Raw genomic sequence first — 15,568 nt, 5'->3', positions numbered from 1 at the left:
AATCGCTCCCATTCGTGATGGAATCGTGAACGTCTCAGCCGAGCTCGGCGAGCCAGGCGGTCGCCGATCGTTCCCACGCCGCATAGGCGTCTGGATAGGCCGAGACCTGCACGGCCTGGGCGGCATCGGTGACGCTCATCTGCTCCCAGCCCGGGATGTCGAGCAGCCCGGCCGTCGACCCCGCGTTCGGGTTCGTCGCGCCGCCGAAGAAAGCGAGTGTGGATCTCACCGGGTCCATGATCTCTGCGGGGCTGCCCCAGCCCTGGGTGGGACGCTGCTGAAAGAGACCGAGGGAGTCGAGGTGCCCGTTGTCGAGGTTGCGCAGAGTCGATTCCTGCATCGCGGTGGCCAACGCGATCACGATTCCGCGGTCGCTCACGCCGATCGACCTGGCGGTGTCGATGATGATCCGGGCGTTCGCGGCCATCTCGGCGCTCAGTGCGGTGACATCGGCGTCCGGCATCGGTTCGGTTGTGGGCGGCTGAGCCGGTTGCGCAGTCGTCGACACGCCGGGGATGACGAGCTGCTGACCCGGATAGATGATGCTCGCCCGCTGCAGTCCGTTCGCCGAGAGGATCGCATCGACCGACAGCCCGTATCGGGCGGCGATGCCGCTCACGGTGTCGCCCGCGATGACCGTGTACGAGGTCTCCGCCGCGGGCGGGCTCGCCGGGGGCGGAGCCGTTTCGGCAGGAGCGGCGGCGCTCGTGAGAACGAGTATCTGCCCCGGGTAGATTGTGCTCGACCAGCTGAGCCCGTTCAGCGCGAGAACGTTCGCCGTGGCGAGGCCGTATCTGGCGGCGATTCCGCTGATCGTGTCGCCCGCCGCGACGGTGTAGCTGTGGGGTGCCGATGCCGCCGGTCCAGCCTGGGGAGCGGTTCCCTGACGGCTGGTGCCGGTGAGCGCTCCTGGAGCGAGGTGTGCGCTCTGCTCGGCATCCGATCGCTCAGGTGACCGGCGCTCGGAACGTTGTGGCAACTCGGTTGCTCCCGCGGGAATCGGCCCGGTCAGGTTCATCGCCGCGGCGAGTGAGCCCGCGACGACGATCGGCATGGTGAGTCGGCGAGCGGTGCGTGTCGGCATTGGTGGCCCCCATTCGAGTGACAAGCCTCTCTTACGGTGGCACACCGTGCGACTCGAGTCAACCAATGTGGTTGATGTGACAAGGCGTCAGGCACTGGAAATGCGAGATCTGGAGGGGAACCGGGGTCTGTCATGGCAGACTCGTGGTTGTGAGTGACGCGCATAAAAACAGAGAATGGCTGACAATTCCCGACCTCGTCGACCTGCTCGGCCTGACCCAGAGCCGCGTCAGACGACTGATCGAAGACAAACAACTCCTCGCGGTCAGGCGAGACGGGGTGCTCAAGGTCCCCGCTGATTTTCTTGTGGACGATCAGCCCCTCGGAGACTTGAGAGGCACGGTCTTCGTGCTGTCCGATGCGGGGTTCACAGACGATGAAGCGATGGAGTGGTTGCTGACGACCGACGAAAGCCTCGGTGTCGCGCCGATCGACGCCCTTCGCTCCGGTCGAAAGACCGAAGTGAGGCGCGTTGCCCAGGCATTGGCCTGACCCGCGGGTTCAGTAGGTGCGCCGGGTCACGGCATCGGCAAGCTCGCGCAGATTGTTGACGGCCTCGCTCGCGAGCGGAGCGCCATTCAGGGAATCGCGTGCCTCGCGCACATAACCGGCGATCTGCTCTTCGACCCTCGCCACAGCCCCCGACTGCCTGATGGTCGCCTGCAGTGAGGCGACCTGATCAGGATCGAGCTCGGGGTCGCCGATCAGCTCGTCGAAGATCCGGCGGGCGGGAGCAGGCAGGCCGTTCCTGGTGATCGCGACCAGGACCGTGCGCTTTCCCTCACGCAGGTCGTCTCCGCTCGGCTTGCCGGTGACCTCGGCATCGCCGAAGACTCCGAGGATGTCGTCTCGCAGCTGGAACGCGATGCCGAGGGGGAGTCCATAACTGCGCAGGGCAGAGACCTGCGCATCGTCCGCCCCGGCGAGCAGCGCTCCGATGACCAGAGGGCTTTCGATGCTGTATTTCGCCGATTTGTACGTGATCACACGCTGAGCGCGCTCCAGGTGGGTGTCGTCCGGATGCCGTCGCCAGGCGCGTTCTTCGAGGATGTCGAGGTACTGCCCGGCGGTGACCTCGGTGCGCATCTTCGTGAACTCCAGGCGGGTGCTGCGAGCGGTGCGGATGTCTGCAGCAGCCCAGAGCCCTTCGTCGAGAAGCTCGTCACTCCAGCCGAGCAGCAGGTCGCCGAGCAGCAGCGCCGATGCCTCGCCGTAGTCAGAAGGAGGGCCGTCCCACTCGCCGTCTGCGTGCATCCGTTCGAACATCCGGTGGGCGCTCGGCGCGCCCCGCCGGGTGTCCGACCGGTCGATGATGTCATCGTGCACAAGAGCCGCCGCGTGGAAGACCTCGAGGGCACTCGCCACCGAGACGATCGCGTCGATGTGCTGCGGGGATTGGCGCCGTTCGGCCGCGGCGACGACGCTGTTCCATCCCCAGTAGCAGAAGCTCGCCCTGAATCTTTTTCCACCGCTGAGAAAGTCCCGAGAGAACCGGCAGAAGGGCAAGAGGTCAGGGCTGATCCGGGCGAGAATGGGTTCACGGGAGTCCAGGAATTCATCGATACGAGACTGCACAAGATCAAAGAGATTTCCGGTTTCGCTCACGTAGCTAGCCTAGCCATCCAGAGGTGACTAGAATTGGAACCGATGTACCTGCGTGATACCCGGGTTGGAGGGGAACATCATGCCACTGTCTGAACAGGAGCAACGTCTTCTCGATGAGATGGAGCGCAATTTATACCGCAACGACGCGGATGTTGTGTCGACCAGCGGCGACCATAGAGGGCGTCCGACGTATCGAAGCATTGCGCTCGGCAGTGTCATCACGATCGCGGGAATCGCTGCACTCGTCGCTGGTGTGATCATGCAGCTCGCCGTGGTCGGCATCGTCGGCTTTGCGATTATGCTCGCCGGAGTCATGGTCGCCATCACCCCGACCAGGGTCGCATCCGATCATGAGCCGAGCGCAGAGGACCGGCTGCACGCGGCAAAGGCGGGCGGGTCGAAGCGGAACGTCAACCTCATGGATCGTCTGAACGATCGCTGGGACAAGCGCCAGGACGAACGCTAGCCTCCACTTCCCTCCACGTTCTCACTGAAACAGGTCGGCCTTCGGGCCGGCCTTTTTTGTGCCCGCATGGGAGGTGAGCAGAACCCTGCAGCGACGCAAGCCAACTGTGTTTGAGCAGGCGCGTTTGAGCAGGGTGTTTGCGTGCAGACGTCAGTCCACCGTGGCGGTGCTCACACCATTCGGGGCCTTCCCGGTGCCGGCGGTCGCTCACGCTCTCGCCTGGAGCCCGGCCAGCCGGAGCAGCAGGTCTTCTTGCTCCGGCGTCCGTCCCAGGAGCGCGATCGCCCGCTCGTACTGGCGGGCCGCCTCGCCCGAGCGGCCGAGGCGCTCGAGCAGGCGCGCTCGCGCGGCGTGCAGGTAGGGGTAGTCGTCCAGACCGTGCACGTGCCGCTCGATGAAGGCGAGGCCGCCGGCCGCCCCTGACTCCTCGGCCAGGGCGCAGCCGAGGTTCAGTGCGACGACGGGCGACGGCGACATCGCGTACAGCCGGCGATAGAGCGCGACGACGGTGACCCAGTCGGTCTCGGCGTAGCCGGGGCTCGAGGCGTGCACTGCAGCGACCGCGGCCTGCAACTGGAAGGGGCCGATGCGACGCTGCGCGGTGGCGCGTTCCATGCGGGCGTGCGCGCGCTCGATGAGACGCCGATCCCAGAGGAACCGGTCCTGCGCGTCGAGGAGCACGAGGCGGCCATCGGCGGCGCGTCGCGCCGGCCTGCGAGCGTCGGTGAACTCGAGCAGGGCGGCGAGGCCGAGCGCCTCGGGCTCGCCCGGCAGCAGGCGGGTGAGGAGCTCCGCAAGCGCGCGAGCCTCCATGCAGAGGTCCTCCCGCCCGTCGTCTGCTCCGGCATCCGCGTGGCCGGCGTTGTAGACGAGGTACACGACCTGGAGTACGGCGGCGAGCCGCTCCGCGAGCTGCTCGGGGACGGAGAACGGGATCCCGGACGCACGGATCTTGTGCTTCGCGCGCACGAGGCGCTTGGCCATGGTCGCGGTCGGCACGAAGAAGGCCCGCGCGATCTGCTCGGTGCTGAGCCCGGCGACGTAGCGCAGCGTCAGCGCGATCTGCGCTTCGAGGGGGAGCGCGGGGTGGCAGCAGCCGAAGACCGTCTCGAGCAGCGCGGCGTCCGGATCCCGGCGGTCCCATCCGGCCCGGAGCGCGGGGTCCGCGCGCAGGCTGGTCGCGTGCGCGTGCGCCAAGCGCTCGCGCCGCAGCCGATCGATCGCACGGTTGCGCGCGACGCGGTAGAGCCAACCGGCGGGGTTCTCGGGTGGGGCATCGCCCCACCCGATCGCCGCGGCGAAGGCTTCCTGGGCGCACTCCTCGGCGAGGCCGAGATCTCCCGTGTCTCTCGCGAGCACGGCGACGATCCGCGTCCAGTGTTCGCGAAAGACGCGATCGAGGCTCAGCTCCATTCGCGGATGGGACGGATCTCGACGGAGCCGTACTCGGCCACCGGGATCCGTGCTGCCCAGGCGATCGCGTCGTCGAGGCTGGGCACGTCGAGCACGAAGTACCCGCCGAGCGCCTCCTTCGTCTCGGCGAAGGGGCCGTCAGTGACGAGCGTGTCGCGGCCCCGCACGCGCACGGTGGTCGCGGTGCTCGCGAGCTCGAGCTCCTCGCCGCCGAGCAGCGCGCCCGCGGCTTCGAGCTCCTCGCCGAGTGCGGCGAAGCGTTCCATCTCCGCCTCGGCCTCGGGCGTGCCGGGCGCGGCATACGTCGACTCGTCGGCGGCGAGGATCAGCAGGTACTTCATGGTCATTTCCTCTCTCGGCGCCTCGGAGGACGGGGCGCTCACTGAGAAGACGAACGGGCGCGCCTCCTATGGACATTCTGCCCGAAGGTGCTCGCGGTCCCCGAGGCGTGCATCTGAGGGTCTTTTGTGCCATTTGACTCCATATCCCTCCACCTCTGGCATCCCCGTTATTACGGGGATCTGAGGGACCCAGTGTCCGATTGTTGCGATATTTCGTGGATTTGTGGTTGATAGTGGAGTAAAGTGGAGGCATGAAGGCAGATCGCCGACGCGGAGGGGGAGGTGAGCGGTGTTTCTCGGTACCTACGCCCCCAAGCTCGACGAGAAGGGCCGGATCATCCTTCCCGCGAAGTTCCGCGACGAGCTGGCGGGCGGAGTCGTTATGACCCGCGGCCAGGAGAACTGCATCTACGTGTTCTCCACCCGCGAGTTCGAAGCGCTCCACGACAAGATCCGTCAGGCTCCCGTCACGAGCAAGCAGGCTCGTGACTATCTGCGTGTGTTCCTCTCGGGCGCCAGCGCAGAGACGCCCGACAAGCAGCACAGGGTGACGATTCCGTCTGCACTGCGCAGCTATGCGGGGCTGACGCGCGAGCTCACGGTGATCGGCGCGGGGACCCGCGCCGAGATCTGGGATTCGCAAGGCTGGGAGACCTACCTCGCCGAGCAGGAGGCCGCGTTCTCCGAAACCGCCGAGGAGGTGATTCCGGGACTCTTCTAGCCCCTGGTGCCCGACTCCCAGCCGTTCACTCGCCCTGACACACTTCCCCGGTGCCAGGTCGGAATGGATGGGGATCAGGTCTCAGGGTCCTCCCGGCCCGCCATGAACGACAATCGCATTCACACACCGGTTATGCTCTCGCGCTGCGTCGAGCTGCTCGCCCCCGCCCTCGAGCGCCCAGGCGCTGTTCTCGTCGACGCGACACTCGGAATGGGCGGTCACGCCGAGGCCATGCTCGAGAGGTTCCCCGATCTTGTGCTCGTCGGCCTCGACCGTGATCGAGACGCGCTAGCCATAGCCGAGGGGCGGCTCAGTGCCTTCTCCGACCGTGTGCATCTCGTCCACACCGTCTATAACGGCATCGCCGAGGCTGTCTCAGATCTCGGAGTGGGGCCGGTCAGCGGCATCCTCTTCGACCTCGGTGTCTCATCGCTCCAGCTCGACCGGGCCGAGCGCGGATTCGCGTACGCCCAGGACGCCCCCCTCGACATGCGTATGGACGACACAAGCGAGCTCACCGCAGAAACCGTCCTCGCGACATACAGCGAGGGGGAGTTGCGGCGCATCTTCTATGAATACGGCGAAGAGAAACTCGCCCCGCGGTTCGCCCGCAAGATCGTCCAAGCACGAGACCGGGAGCCTCTCACGAGATCTGAGCAGCTCGTCTCCCTGATCAGGGACGCGACGCCGGCGGCCGTGCAGCGCACGGGGCATCCGGCGAAACGGGTATTCCAGGCGCTGCGCATCGAGGTGAACAGCGAGCTCTCCGTGCTCGCAGAAGCCATCCCGACGGCACTCGACCTGCTCGAGAACGGCGGCCGGATCGTTGTGCTCTCGTACCAGTCACTCGAGGACCGCATCGTGAAGAGGGAATTCCAGAAGCGAGCAGCCTCGTCTGCGCCCGCGGGTCTGCCCGTCGAGCTGCCTGAGCACAGCCCGATGTTCAGGTTGCTGGTGCGTGGCGCGGAGCTCGCGAGCGAGGGCGAGAGAGCAGAGAACCCCCGCGCGAAGCCCGTCAGGCTTCGCGCGGCTGAGCGAGTGAGGACACCACGATGAGCAGCGCGACAGCCCGCAAACACTCTCTCAGCCCCGTACCGGCCCCGGTAAGGGCGCCATCGGCGCCGTCCCGCATCAGGGCGGTTCCCGCAGCGCCGGCCACCCGCACCAGACCGAAGCTCGTATACGCGATCATCGTCATCGGGGGCGTACTGGGCATCGTCGTCGCGCAGTTGCTGCTCAGTGTCGGGATCAGCCAGGGGGCATACGACGTGTCGTCCCTCCAGTCCCGGCAGACGGAACTCGACTGGCAGAAACAGGCTCTCGCAGAGGAGGTCGCCCACATCTCGTCTCCGCAGTATCTCGCCGCCAACGCTCAGGCGCTCGGGATGGTCATCGGCGGCACTCCGGCTTATCTGAGGCTCTCCGATGCGGGAATCGTCGGTGTTCCGGCCGCGGCCTCCGCAGAGGAATCCGAGTATTCGGGCACTCTTCTCGTCGGCAACTCGCTGCTGGACGGCGTGCCGCTCGTCACGGTTTCTGACGGCGTTGTGTCTGAATCGAATGCTGCGGACAGTGGCGCGTCGGACGCACAGGCGCCGCCGGCGACCATATCGTTGGAAAACGGGCTGCCGTCACCGAACACACGCTGACCTGCCCCGATTGTCAGCACTGCAGACGGGACTGGGCGTGGCACGATATTCACTCGCAACCAGGCGACGCATCGCCATAGCGATCGTCTGCATCGTCGCGGTCGTGGGCGCCTTCGTCGTTCGTCTCATCGACATCCAGGTGGTGCGAGCCGACCAACTCGTCGCCGACTCCCTGGCCAAAACGGGAACCTCGAGCACGATCCACGCTCTCCGGGGTGACATCGTCGACACGAACGGCACCGTGCTCGCCTCGAGCGTCACCCTCTTCGACATCACAGTTTCGCCCCGAGACGTGTCAGCGATCACACGGATCGCAGACGACGGGTCAGAAGTGAAGGTTCCCGTCGACGAGCTCCTGGCCGAGATCGCGGCGATCACGGGGCAGACGGCGGAGGAGCTGCGCACCATCATCGATTCCGCGCTCGGCGAGAACCCGGACTCGAACTTCGCCTACCTGACGAAGAGCGTCGACTACGACACCTACCGCAGGCTCGTCGAGCTCGACATCTGGTGGCTGTATCCACAGCAGACCTCTGGCCGGGTGTATCCGCTCGGAGCGGTCGCCGGCAACGTCGTCGGCTACGTCGGCACGGACCAGCACGGACTGGAGGGTGTCGAGCTCTCAGAGAACGACTGCCTCACCGGGGTCGACGGCACCCAGGCGTACCAGCAGAGCAAAGACGGGGTTGCGCTGCCGGGGACCACTGTCGTCACCGAGCCGGCGAAACCGGGCGGAACACTCGAACTCACGATCGACTCCGACCTGAACTGGTATCTGCAGCAGCTGGTCAGCGCACAGGTGGAGAAGACGGGCGCACAGTGGGGCACCGTGATCGTGACAGAGGTGAAGACCGGCAAGATCAGGGCCATCGCAGAGTCGAGCGCGGCAGACCCCAATGCTCCTGGGGCCGAGCGGCAAGGATCGAAGGCCTTCGAGTATCCGTTCGAGCCGGGGTCGATCTTCAAGCCGCTCACCGCCGCGATGCTGATCGACCAGGGCGTCGCCGACCCGTCGACACACGTGCTCGCCGAGTACCGCTACAACCCCAGCAACGGTGCGAGCATCAAAGACGCCGTTCCGCACGACCCGTATCAGCTCACCCTCTCGGGTGTGCTCCAGCAGTCGTCGAACACCGGTCTCAGCATTCTGGGCGAACAGTTGAGCGCCGAGACCCGCTACGACTACCTCGCCGACCTCGGATTCGGAAAAACGAGTGGGCTGAATTTTCCCGGTGAAGAGCCGGGTGTCTTGCACCCGTGGCAGGAATGGGACAACCAGACCTGGTACACCACCATGTTCGGGCAGGCGGTGCAGACCTCTGCCCTGCAGATCGCGAGCGCCTATCAGGCGCTCGGCAACAACGGAGTGCAGCTTCCACTGCAGCTGACAGAGGGATGCACATACCCGGACGGCACAACGACCGGCGTTCCCGAAGAGAGCGACGGGAACCGAGTCTTCTCGGAGGCGGCGGCCGATCAGACCGTCGGCATGATGGAGACCGTGGTGACGGACGGCTTCCTCTCGGAGGATCTCGAAATCCCCGGTTACCGCGTCGCTGCGAAGTCTGGCACGGGTGAGATCTGGGAGGACGGTAAACTCAAGTCGACCTATTTCTCTTCGATGGCCGGACTCGTTCCGGCCGAGGACCCGGAGTACGCGATCACCGTCCATCTGAACCAGCCGCAGACGCATCGGACTTCTGAGTCCGCTGCGCCGGTCTTTCAGCAGGCCGTGCTCCAGGTCGCGAAGAAATACGGAATTCCGCCATCGACCGAGCCAGCGCCCGATTACCCCGGCTGGTACTGACCCGTGAGCCTGCGTCGACGCCGGCCGGCCGGTCGCATACCGTGTCGTCCGGCTCGCCTGCCCTGCAGCGACGCGCCTCTGAAAGACCCTCACCATGATTGAAATCTCGTTTGCCGGTATCGCCGCACACCTCGACGGTGTCCTCGCGCTCCACGGAACAGACGCGACAGGGCGGACCACCGTGTCAGGCCCGGTCGAGACCGACTCGCGAGAGATCGTGCCGGGCGGCATTTTCGTGGCGAAGCCGGGCGAGACGACAGACGGGCACAACTTCGTCCGGCAGGCACGCGAGAAGGGTGCCCGGCTCGCCATCGTCGAGCACGAGGTCGACGAGCAGATCCCGCAGGTGATCGTGCAGGATGCCGTGATCGCCCTCGGTGAGCTCGCACGCCTCGTCGTCGAGCGGGTGAGGTCGTCTGGCGACATAACGGTGGTCGGTGTGACCGGTTCGAACGGCAAGACGACCACGAAGAACATGCTCTCGGCCATCCTCTCGCCCCGGGGACGGACCGTCGCTCCGAAGGGGTCGTTCAACAACTGGGTGGGTGCGCCGTTGACGATGCTCCGCATCACGGACGACACCAGGTATCTCATCTCAGAGATGGGGGCGAACTCGGTTGGCGAGATCGCGCGGCTTGTGCGCATGGCACGGCCGGACATCGGCGTTGTGCTCTCGGTCGGTCTGGCCCACGCCGGGGAGTTCGGCGGCATCGAACGTACGGCCGTGGCGAAGAGCGAGATGGTGACGGACCTGCCGGCAGACGGCCTCGCCGTGCTCAATCGCGACGATCCGAGGGTCGCCGCGATGGCCGAGCTGACGCCGGCGCGCGTGCTCTGGTTCGGGCTGCATCCCGAAGCGGACGTTCGTGCGAGTGACATCGTCGCCGACCGCTCGGGCACAACATTCACCGTGACGCTCGCGTCGGGGGAGAGCTCGCGCATCCACCTGCGCGTTCTCGGGGAGCACCACGTGATGAATGCCCTCGCGGCCATCTCCGTCGCGCACGCACTCGATGTCTCGCTCGAGGACTGCTCGAAAGCGCTCGGCGCGCTCGAGCGCGCCGAGCGCTGGCGTATGGAGGTGCTCGGAGGCAAAGACGGCGTCACCATCATCAACGACGCATACAACGCCAGCCCGGACTCGATGTCGGCGGCGCTCAGGACTCTGGCGCAGCTGCGCGAGGGCGACGGGAGGACGATAGCCGTTCTCGGCGCCATGACCGAGCTCGGCGAGTTCTCGCAGGACGAACACGACCGCATCGGGCTTCAAGCGGTCAGGCTCAACATCTCGCAACTCATCGTGATCGGTCCAGAGGCGAGGCGTATGCACATCACAGCCATCAACGAGGGCTCATGGGACGGCGAGTCGCTGTACTTCGACGACGCAGACGCCGCATATGACCATCTCGCCGCAGGATTACGACCGGGAGACACGGTGCTCGTGAAATCATCGAACTCTGCCGGGTTGCGACATCTCGGTGACCGGCTTGGAGGTCTGTACTCGTGGTAGCTCTCCTGACGGCGGGTGCGTTGTCTCTCGCCTTCTCACTCTTTCTCACGCCGCTCTTCGTACGGCTCTTCAAGAAGCTGGAGTGGGGCCAGTTCATCAGAGACGACGGCCCGCAATCCCACCACGCCAAGCGGGGAACGGCGACGATGGGTGGCATCATCATCATCGTCGGAACACTGTTCGGCTACTTCACGGCCATGCTCATCACGGGCGACCACATCACCATGTCGGCCCTGCTCGTCCTGTTCATGATGGTCGGGCTCGGCATCGTCGGCTTCATCGACGATTTTCTCAAGACCCGCAAGCAGCAGAGCCTCGGGCTCGGCGGCTGGGCGAAGGTCATCGGGCAGGTCGTCGTCGCAGCAGCGTGGGGCCTTCTCGCGATCAGCTTTCCCAACGCACACGGCGCCACTCCGGCATCCGGCGCCATCTCGCTGACCAGGGATCTTCCGATCAACCTGCTGCTCGCGGGACCCATCATCGGTGTTGTGCTGTACCTGCTCTGGACGAGCGCGATAGTGGTTGCGACGTCGAACGGCGTGAACGTGACAGACGGGCTCGACGGGCTCGCGACCGGTGCATCGATCCTGGCCATCGGCTCGTATGTGGTCATCGGTTTCTGGCAGTACAACCAGTCGTGCTTCGGCGGCGTCGCAGACGACGTGGCGTTCAAATGCTACGACGCGAGGGACCCGCTCGACCTCGCGATCGTCGCCGCCGCCATCTGCGGAGCGCTCATCGGTTTTCTCTGGTGGAACACCTCTCCGGCGCAGATCTTCCTCGGAGACACGGGCTCGCTCGCGCTCGGCGGCGCGATCGCCGCCCTCGCGATCCTCACCCGCACCGAACTGCTGCTCGTGCTCATCGGCGGGCTGTTCGTGATCGAAGCAGGCTCCGTGATCGTGCAGCGCGGGTACTTCAAGCTCACCAAGGGCAAACGGATCTTCCGTATGAGCCCGATCCACCACCACTTCGAGCTGAAGGGGTGGGCAGAGGTCACGGTCGTGGTGCGATTCTGGATCATCGGCGGGCTGCTCGTCGCGGCCGGCGTCGGCACGTTCTATCTCGAGTGGATCTCCAGACAGGTATGAACGGGCGACTCCGAACCCTCACGAGCTGGCATGCGGACTGGAACGGGCTTCGAGTCGCCGTGCTCGGCCTCGGTGTCACAGGCTTCTCGGCAGCGGACACACTCACGGAGCTCGGGGCGGACGTGCTGGTCGTCGCGGCGTCCGCCGCAGACGAACGCGCAGCGCTTGTGCCCGTCATCGGTGCGAAGCTCGTGCACGGTGACCTCGGGTCTCCTCCTGCCGAGCTCGTCGACCACACACCCGAGGTCATCGTCGTCTCACCCGGATTCAGGCCAGACCACCCGCTTCTCGTATGGGCGGCAGACGAGGGAATTCCGGTCTGGGGCGATGTCGAGCTCGCGTGGAGGGTGAGAGACAAGGTCGGCACACCGGCCGAGTGGATTCTCGTCACCGGCACGAACGGCAAGACGACGACGGTGCAGCTTGCCGCGACCATGATCAGGGCCGCGGGAAAACGGGTGGCGCCGTGCGGCAACATCGGTGTTCCCGTTCTGGACGCCGTTCGCGATCCACAGGGATTCGACGTGTTCGTCGTCGAGCTGTCGAGCTACCAGCTGCACTACCTTCGGGCTCAGGACCCGGCGAACGCGGTATCGCCGTACTCGGCGGTCTGCCTGAACATCGCCGATGACCACATCGACTGGCACGGAACCCGTGATGCCTACGTCGACGCGAAGGCACGCGTCTACGAGAACACGCGCGTGGCATGCGTCTACAACAAGTCCGACGATGCCACGCGGGCGATGGTGGAGCGTGCGGACGTCGTCGAGGGCGCCAGGGCGATCGGCTTCGACCTCGGTGTCCCCGGTCCGAGCGATCTCGGCATCGTCGACGGAATCCTGTGCGACCGCGCGTTCCTCGATGAGCGGATGTCGAACGCCCTCGAGATCGTCACACTGGAAGACCTCGGCAGGCGCGGCCTCGATGCACCCCACGTGGTGTCGAACATCCTCGCCGCAAGCGCGCTCGCACGATCCTTCGGAGTGCTTCCCGAGCAGATCAGATCCGCGCTCGGTGAATTCGATCTGGATGCGCACCGCATCGAGCACGTCCTGACTGCCGCTCAGGTGACCTGGATCGACGACTCGAAGGCGACGAACGCGCACGCCGCAGACGCCTCGCTCGCGGCATACCCCTCGATCGTCTGGATCGTCGGCGGGCTGTTGAAAGGCGTCGACATCGGCGAGCTCGTCGCGAGGCATGCCTCCCGTCTGAGGGGTGTCGTCGTCATCGGCCGAGACCGCGACGACGTGCTCCGCGCATTCAGGCGACACGCGCCCGAGGTTCCGCTCGCAGAGGTCGTCACAGATGAGACTGATCATGTGATGCCACAGGCGGTCGAACACGCCGGAGCATTCGCCGCACACGGCGATGTCGTCCTTCTCGCGCCGGCGGCTGCGTCCATGGACCAGTTCGCCGACTACGCGGAGCGGGGACGGCTGTTCGCAGAAGCCGTGAGAGCGAGATGGGGAGGTGAGGCGAATGAGCGCCCCACCGACGGCCCGGAATAGCCGCCGTTCGCGTGAGCCAGGCTCTCCGCTGACCGGCGCGCCCGGCGCGACCGCGCCAGGGAACAGCCGTGGGCACGCACCCCGGACGAGCGACGAACCGCGCGCGCGCACCGCCCGGATATCCCTCGGCCGGCTGCAGACCTCAGAGAACGGCACGTATTTTCTTCTTCTCGGCACCACCCTGTTCCTGGTCGTCGTCGGCCTCGTGATGGTGCTCTCGTCGTCGTCTGTCGATTCGTTTCTCGACGACCAGGGGTTTTTCGGGGGATTCTGGAAACAGGCGACGTATGCCGTGATCGGCATTCCCCTGATGCTCGTGCTCAGCCGCATCCCCGTCGGGTTCTGGAAGAAGTGGGCCTGGGCCGCGCTCGGCGGCGCCGTCTTTCTGCAGCTTCTTGTGTTCACACCGCTCGGCATCACCGACGGCGGAAACCGCAACTGGATAGCCGTCGGCCCGATCACCGGGCAGCCGTCGGAGCTGTTGAAGCTGGCCCTCGCGGTCTGGATGGGCGCTGTGCTCACGCGCAAGTTCGATCTGCTGTCGGACTGGAAGCACGCGTTCGTCCCCGTGATCCCGCTCGGTGGCGGAGCGGTCGGACTCGTGCTGCTCGGTCACGATCTGGGCACGGTCGTGATCATGAGCCTGCTGCTTTTCGGCGGGATGTTCTTCGCGGGGATCAAGCTGCGCCACCTCGCCGTCATCGCGCTCGCAGGGGCAGCGCTCTTCGCGGCGATGACCCTCACGAGCGCGAATCGAATGGCACGCTTCGGCATTCTCTTCGATCAGGAGTGCGCAAACGACTACGCGGGCCTCTGCTGGCAACCGCTTCACGGAACGTGGGCTCTGGCGAACGGCGGGCTGTTCGGGCTCGGGCTCGGCAATTCGCGTGAGAAGTACTCCTGGCTGCCCGCCGCATCGAACGACTACATCTTCGCCATCGTCGGCGAAGAGCTCGGGCTCGTCGGTGCCACAGTCGTCCTGCTGTTGTTCGTGGTGCTCGCCATCGCGTTCGTGCGGGTGATCCGGTCGAGTCCAGACCCGTTCGTGCGGATCGCAACGGGCGCCATCATGGTGTGGCTCGTGGGACAGGCGTTTGTGAACATCGGCGTTGTGCTCCGTGTGCTGCCGGTGCTCGGTGTGCCGCTTCCGTTCATCTCCGCGGGGGGCACGGCGCTGCTCACCTCGCTCGCCGCTGTCGGAATCGTGCTCTCGTTCGCACGCGCACGGCCGGGCACATCACCTGATCCTTCCACTCACTCCGCCAGACAGAGGCTTCGATGACAACATATCTGCTCGCGGGCGGTGGCACAGCCGGCCATGTGAATCCGCTCCTCGCCGTTGCCGACGGTCTCACACACAGAGATCCTGATGCCGTTGTGCTTGTGCTCGGCACCCGTGAGGGCCTCGAGGCACGGCTCGTCCCCGCACGCGGATACGAGCTGCTCACCATCGAGAAATTGCCGTTCCCACGTCGGCCGAGCCTGTATGCCATGACGTTCGGCTCCCGGTACCTGCGCGCCGTTCGTCGTGTCACCCAGATCCTGCACGAGCGGGACGTGGATGTGGTCGTCGGATTCGGCGGGTATGCCTCGGCACCGGCATACGCGGCCGCGAAGAAATCGAGGATCCCGTTCGCGATTCACGAGGCGAACGCGAAACCGGGGCTCGCGAACCGTCTCGGCGCCAGGTCCACCGAGTTCGTCGGCATCGCCTTCCACGGCACGAACCTCAGGAACGGCGAGTACGTCGGAATGCCACTGCGCCGCGAGATCGAACAGCTCGACAGACAGACGGCCAGGCATGCCGCCTCGGAGGAGTTCGGCCTCGACCCAGACACGCCGACCATGCTGGTGACGGGTGGGTCCCTCGGGGCCAGGCGCATCAACCAGACGGTGTTCGAGTCGCGTCGGCAGATCATCGACGCCGGCTATCAGATCCTGCACATCGTCGGCGACCGCTCGGACCTCGAAGACCCGGGAACGGACCACTACCGGATGATCGCGTATTGCGACCGTATGGACCTCGCCCTTTCGCTCGCGCGGTTCGCGATCTCGCGAGCGGGAGCCGCAACGGTCAGCGAGCTCTCGGCCCTCGGCATCCCCGCATTGTACGTGCCGTACCCGGTCGGAAACGGTGAGCAGCGGTTCAATGCCGCAGACGCTGTGCAAGCCGGTGGCGCCCTGCTCGTCGATGACGCACGGTTCACGCCGTCCTGGGTGAAAGAGGAGCTGGTTCCCCTCATCGGGGACAGCACGCGTGTGCACGACATGGCCGTGCAGTCCCGCCTGATGGGAACCCGGGACGGCACGACACGCATGATCGGCCTGATCGACCGAGCAGCGGCATCGCGCTGATTGCCAGCGACGTGAG

The 15,568-nt window shown here is 65.8% G+C and carries 15 protein-coding genes; 11 read left to right on the top strand and 4 right to left on the bottom strand.

The genetic code is table 11. The annotated features are described in order from the left end of the window. Positions 1-34: 34 nt before the first annotated feature. The gene (locus tag ACYVF5_RS11085) at positions 35-1,084 is read right to left on the bottom strand and encodes a LysM peptidoglycan-binding domain-containing protein (RefSeq protein ID WP_460946287.1); all 1,050 of its coding nucleotides are present in this window, start codon (positions 1,082-1,084) and stop codon (positions 35-37) included. Between the two features lie 149 nt (positions 1,085-1,233). Between ACYVF5_RS11085 and ACYVF5_RS11080 the strand changes: the two genes are divergently transcribed. Next, entirely contained in the window at positions 1,234-1,575 is a 342-nt protein-coding gene (locus tag ACYVF5_RS11080; RefSeq protein WP_460946285.1) for an Rv2175c family DNA-binding protein, read from the top strand. A 9-nt stretch (positions 1,576-1,584) separates the two neighbouring features. Here ACYVF5_RS11080 and ACYVF5_RS11075 read toward each other — a convergent pair whose 3' ends face one another. Continuing rightward, on the bottom strand, positions 1,585-2,688 hold the full coding sequence (locus ACYVF5_RS11075; RefSeq protein WP_460946283.1) for a polyprenyl synthetase family protein: 1,104 nt from the start codon (positions 2,686-2,688) through the stop codon (positions 1,585-1,587). 76 nt (positions 2,689-2,764) lie between these two features. On the opposite strand from ACYVF5_RS11075, the gene ACYVF5_RS11070 reads away from it, so the two are divergent. Then, on the top strand, positions 2,765-3,154 hold the full coding sequence (locus tag ACYVF5_RS11070) for a DUF3040 domain-containing protein (RefSeq protein ID WP_460946634.1): 390 nt from the start codon (positions 2,765-2,767) through the stop codon (positions 3,152-3,154). Between the two features lie 207 nt (positions 3,155-3,361). On the opposite strand, the gene ACYVF5_RS11065 is transcribed toward ACYVF5_RS11070, so the two are convergent. Further along, entirely contained in the window at positions 3,362-4,567 is a 1,206-nt protein-coding gene (locus tag ACYVF5_RS11065) for an RNA polymerase sigma factor (protein WP_460946281.1), read from the bottom strand. Continuing rightward, entirely contained in the window at positions 4,558-4,908 is a 351-nt protein-coding gene (locus tag ACYVF5_RS11060) for a YciI family protein (RefSeq protein ID WP_460946279.1), read from the bottom strand. Before ACYVF5_RS11060 ends, ACYVF5_RS11065 begins: the two co-directional genes overlap by 10 nt. 289 nt (positions 4,909-5,197) lie before the next feature. On the opposite strand from ACYVF5_RS11060, the gene mraZ reads away from it, so the two are divergent. The 9 genes from mraZ (at position 5,198) to ACYVF5_RS11015 (ending at position 15,552) form a co-directional block, all read left to right on the top strand. Further along, complete coding sequence (gene mraZ / locus ACYVF5_RS11055; protein WP_460946277.1) at positions 5,198-5,629, top strand: division/cell wall cluster transcriptional repressor MraZ; 432 nt, start codon at positions 5,198-5,200, stop codon at positions 5,627-5,629. 102 nt (positions 5,630-5,731) lie between these two features. Further along, positions 5,732-6,685 carry a 16S rRNA (cytosine(1402)-N(4))-methyltransferase RsmH gene (gene rsmH, locus ACYVF5_RS11050; protein ID WP_460946275.1) on the top strand — a complete coding sequence of 318 codons (954 nt, stop codon included), beginning with the start codon at positions 5,732-5,734 and terminating at the stop codon, positions 6,683-6,685. Then, the gene (locus ACYVF5_RS11045) at positions 6,682-7,278 is read left to right on the top strand and encodes a hypothetical protein (protein WP_460946273.1); all 597 of its coding nucleotides are present in this window, start codon (positions 6,682-6,684) and stop codon (positions 7,276-7,278) included. The genes rsmH and ACYVF5_RS11045 overlap by 4 nt, the downstream gene beginning before the upstream one ends. A 37-nt stretch (positions 7,279-7,315) precedes the next feature. Continuing rightward, positions 7,316-9,085: a peptidoglycan D,D-transpeptidase FtsI family protein gene (locus tag ACYVF5_RS11040; RefSeq protein WP_460946271.1), complete on the top strand. Its 1,770-nt coding sequence runs from the start codon at positions 7,316-7,318 to the stop codon at positions 9,083-9,085. A 94-nt stretch (positions 9,086-9,179) separates the two neighbouring features. After that, the gene (locus ACYVF5_RS11035; protein ID WP_460946269.1) at positions 9,180-10,595 is read left to right on the top strand and encodes a UDP-N-acetylmuramoyl-tripeptide--D-alanyl-D-alanine ligase; all 1,416 of its coding nucleotides are present in this window, start codon (positions 9,180-9,182) and stop codon (positions 10,593-10,595) included. After that, positions 10,589-11,686 (top strand): phospho-N-acetylmuramoyl-pentapeptide-transferase, encoded by a 1,098-nt coding sequence (gene mraY / locus ACYVF5_RS11030; RefSeq protein ID WP_460946267.1) that lies wholly within the window; start codon positions 10,589-10,591, stop codon positions 11,684-11,686. The genes ACYVF5_RS11035 and mraY overlap by 7 nt, the downstream gene beginning before the upstream one ends. Then, positions 11,683-13,197 (top strand): UDP-N-acetylmuramoyl-L-alanine--D-glutamate ligase, encoded by a 1,515-nt coding sequence (murD, locus tag ACYVF5_RS11025; protein WP_460946265.1) that lies wholly within the window; start codon positions 11,683-11,685, stop codon positions 13,195-13,197. Before mraY ends, murD begins: the two co-directional genes overlap by 4 nt. Next, a complete protein-coding gene (locus ACYVF5_RS11020) occupies positions 13,169-14,479 on the top strand; it encodes a peptidoglycan glycosyltransferase FtsW (protein WP_460946263.1) in 1,311 nt (436 codons plus the stop codon). Before murD ends, ACYVF5_RS11020 begins: the two co-directional genes overlap by 29 nt. Next, complete coding sequence (locus ACYVF5_RS11015; protein ID WP_460946261.1) at positions 14,476-15,552, top strand: UDP-N-acetylglucosamine--N-acetylmuramyl-(pentapeptide) pyrophosphoryl-undecaprenol N-acetylglucosamine transferase; 1,077 nt, start codon at positions 14,476-14,478, stop codon at positions 15,550-15,552. The genes ACYVF5_RS11020 and ACYVF5_RS11015 overlap by 4 nt, the downstream gene beginning before the upstream one ends. Positions 15,553-15,568: the final 16 nt, after the last annotated feature.

Source organism: Okibacterium endophyticum (assembly GCF_054780075.1).
This window is presented reverse-complemented; position numbering and strand designations above follow the sequence as displayed.

What these genes read in the sequence shown, in the direction of transcription:
- ACYVF5_RS11045 (WP_460946273.1), top strand. Translation starts at nt 6,682, where the DNA reads ATGAGCAGCGCGACAGCCCGCAAACACTCTCTCAGCCCCGTACCGGCC.
- ACYVF5_RS11085 (WP_460946287.1), bottom strand. Translation starts at nt 1,084, where the DNA reads ATGCCGACACGCACCGCTCGCCGACTCACCATGCCGATCGTCGTCGCG.
- ACYVF5_RS11065 (WP_460946281.1), bottom strand. Translation starts at nt 4,567, where the DNA reads ATGGAGCTGAGCCTCGATCGCGTCTTTCGCGAACACTGGACGCGGATC.
- ACYVF5_RS11020 (WP_460946263.1), top strand. Translation starts at nt 13,169, where the DNA reads ATGAGCGCCCCACCGACGGCCCGGAATAGCCGCCGTTCGCGTGAGCCA.
- ACYVF5_RS11015 (WP_460946261.1), top strand. Translation starts at nt 14,476, where the DNA reads ATGACAACATATCTGCTCGCGGGCGGTGGCACAGCCGGCCATGTGAAT.
- ACYVF5_RS11060 (WP_460946279.1), bottom strand. Translation starts at nt 4,908, where the DNA reads ATGAAGTACCTGCTGATCCTCGCCGCCGACGAGTCGACGTATGCCGCG.
- murD (WP_460946265.1), top strand. Translation starts at nt 11,683, where the DNA reads ATGAACGGGCGACTCCGAACCCTCACGAGCTGGCATGCGGACTGGAAC.
- rsmH (WP_460946275.1), top strand. Translation starts at nt 5,732, where the DNA reads ATGAACGACAATCGCATTCACACACCGGTTATGCTCTCGCGCTGCGTC.
- ACYVF5_RS11035 (WP_460946269.1), top strand. Translation starts at nt 9,180, where the DNA reads ATGATTGAAATCTCGTTTGCCGGTATCGCCGCACACCTCGACGGTGTC.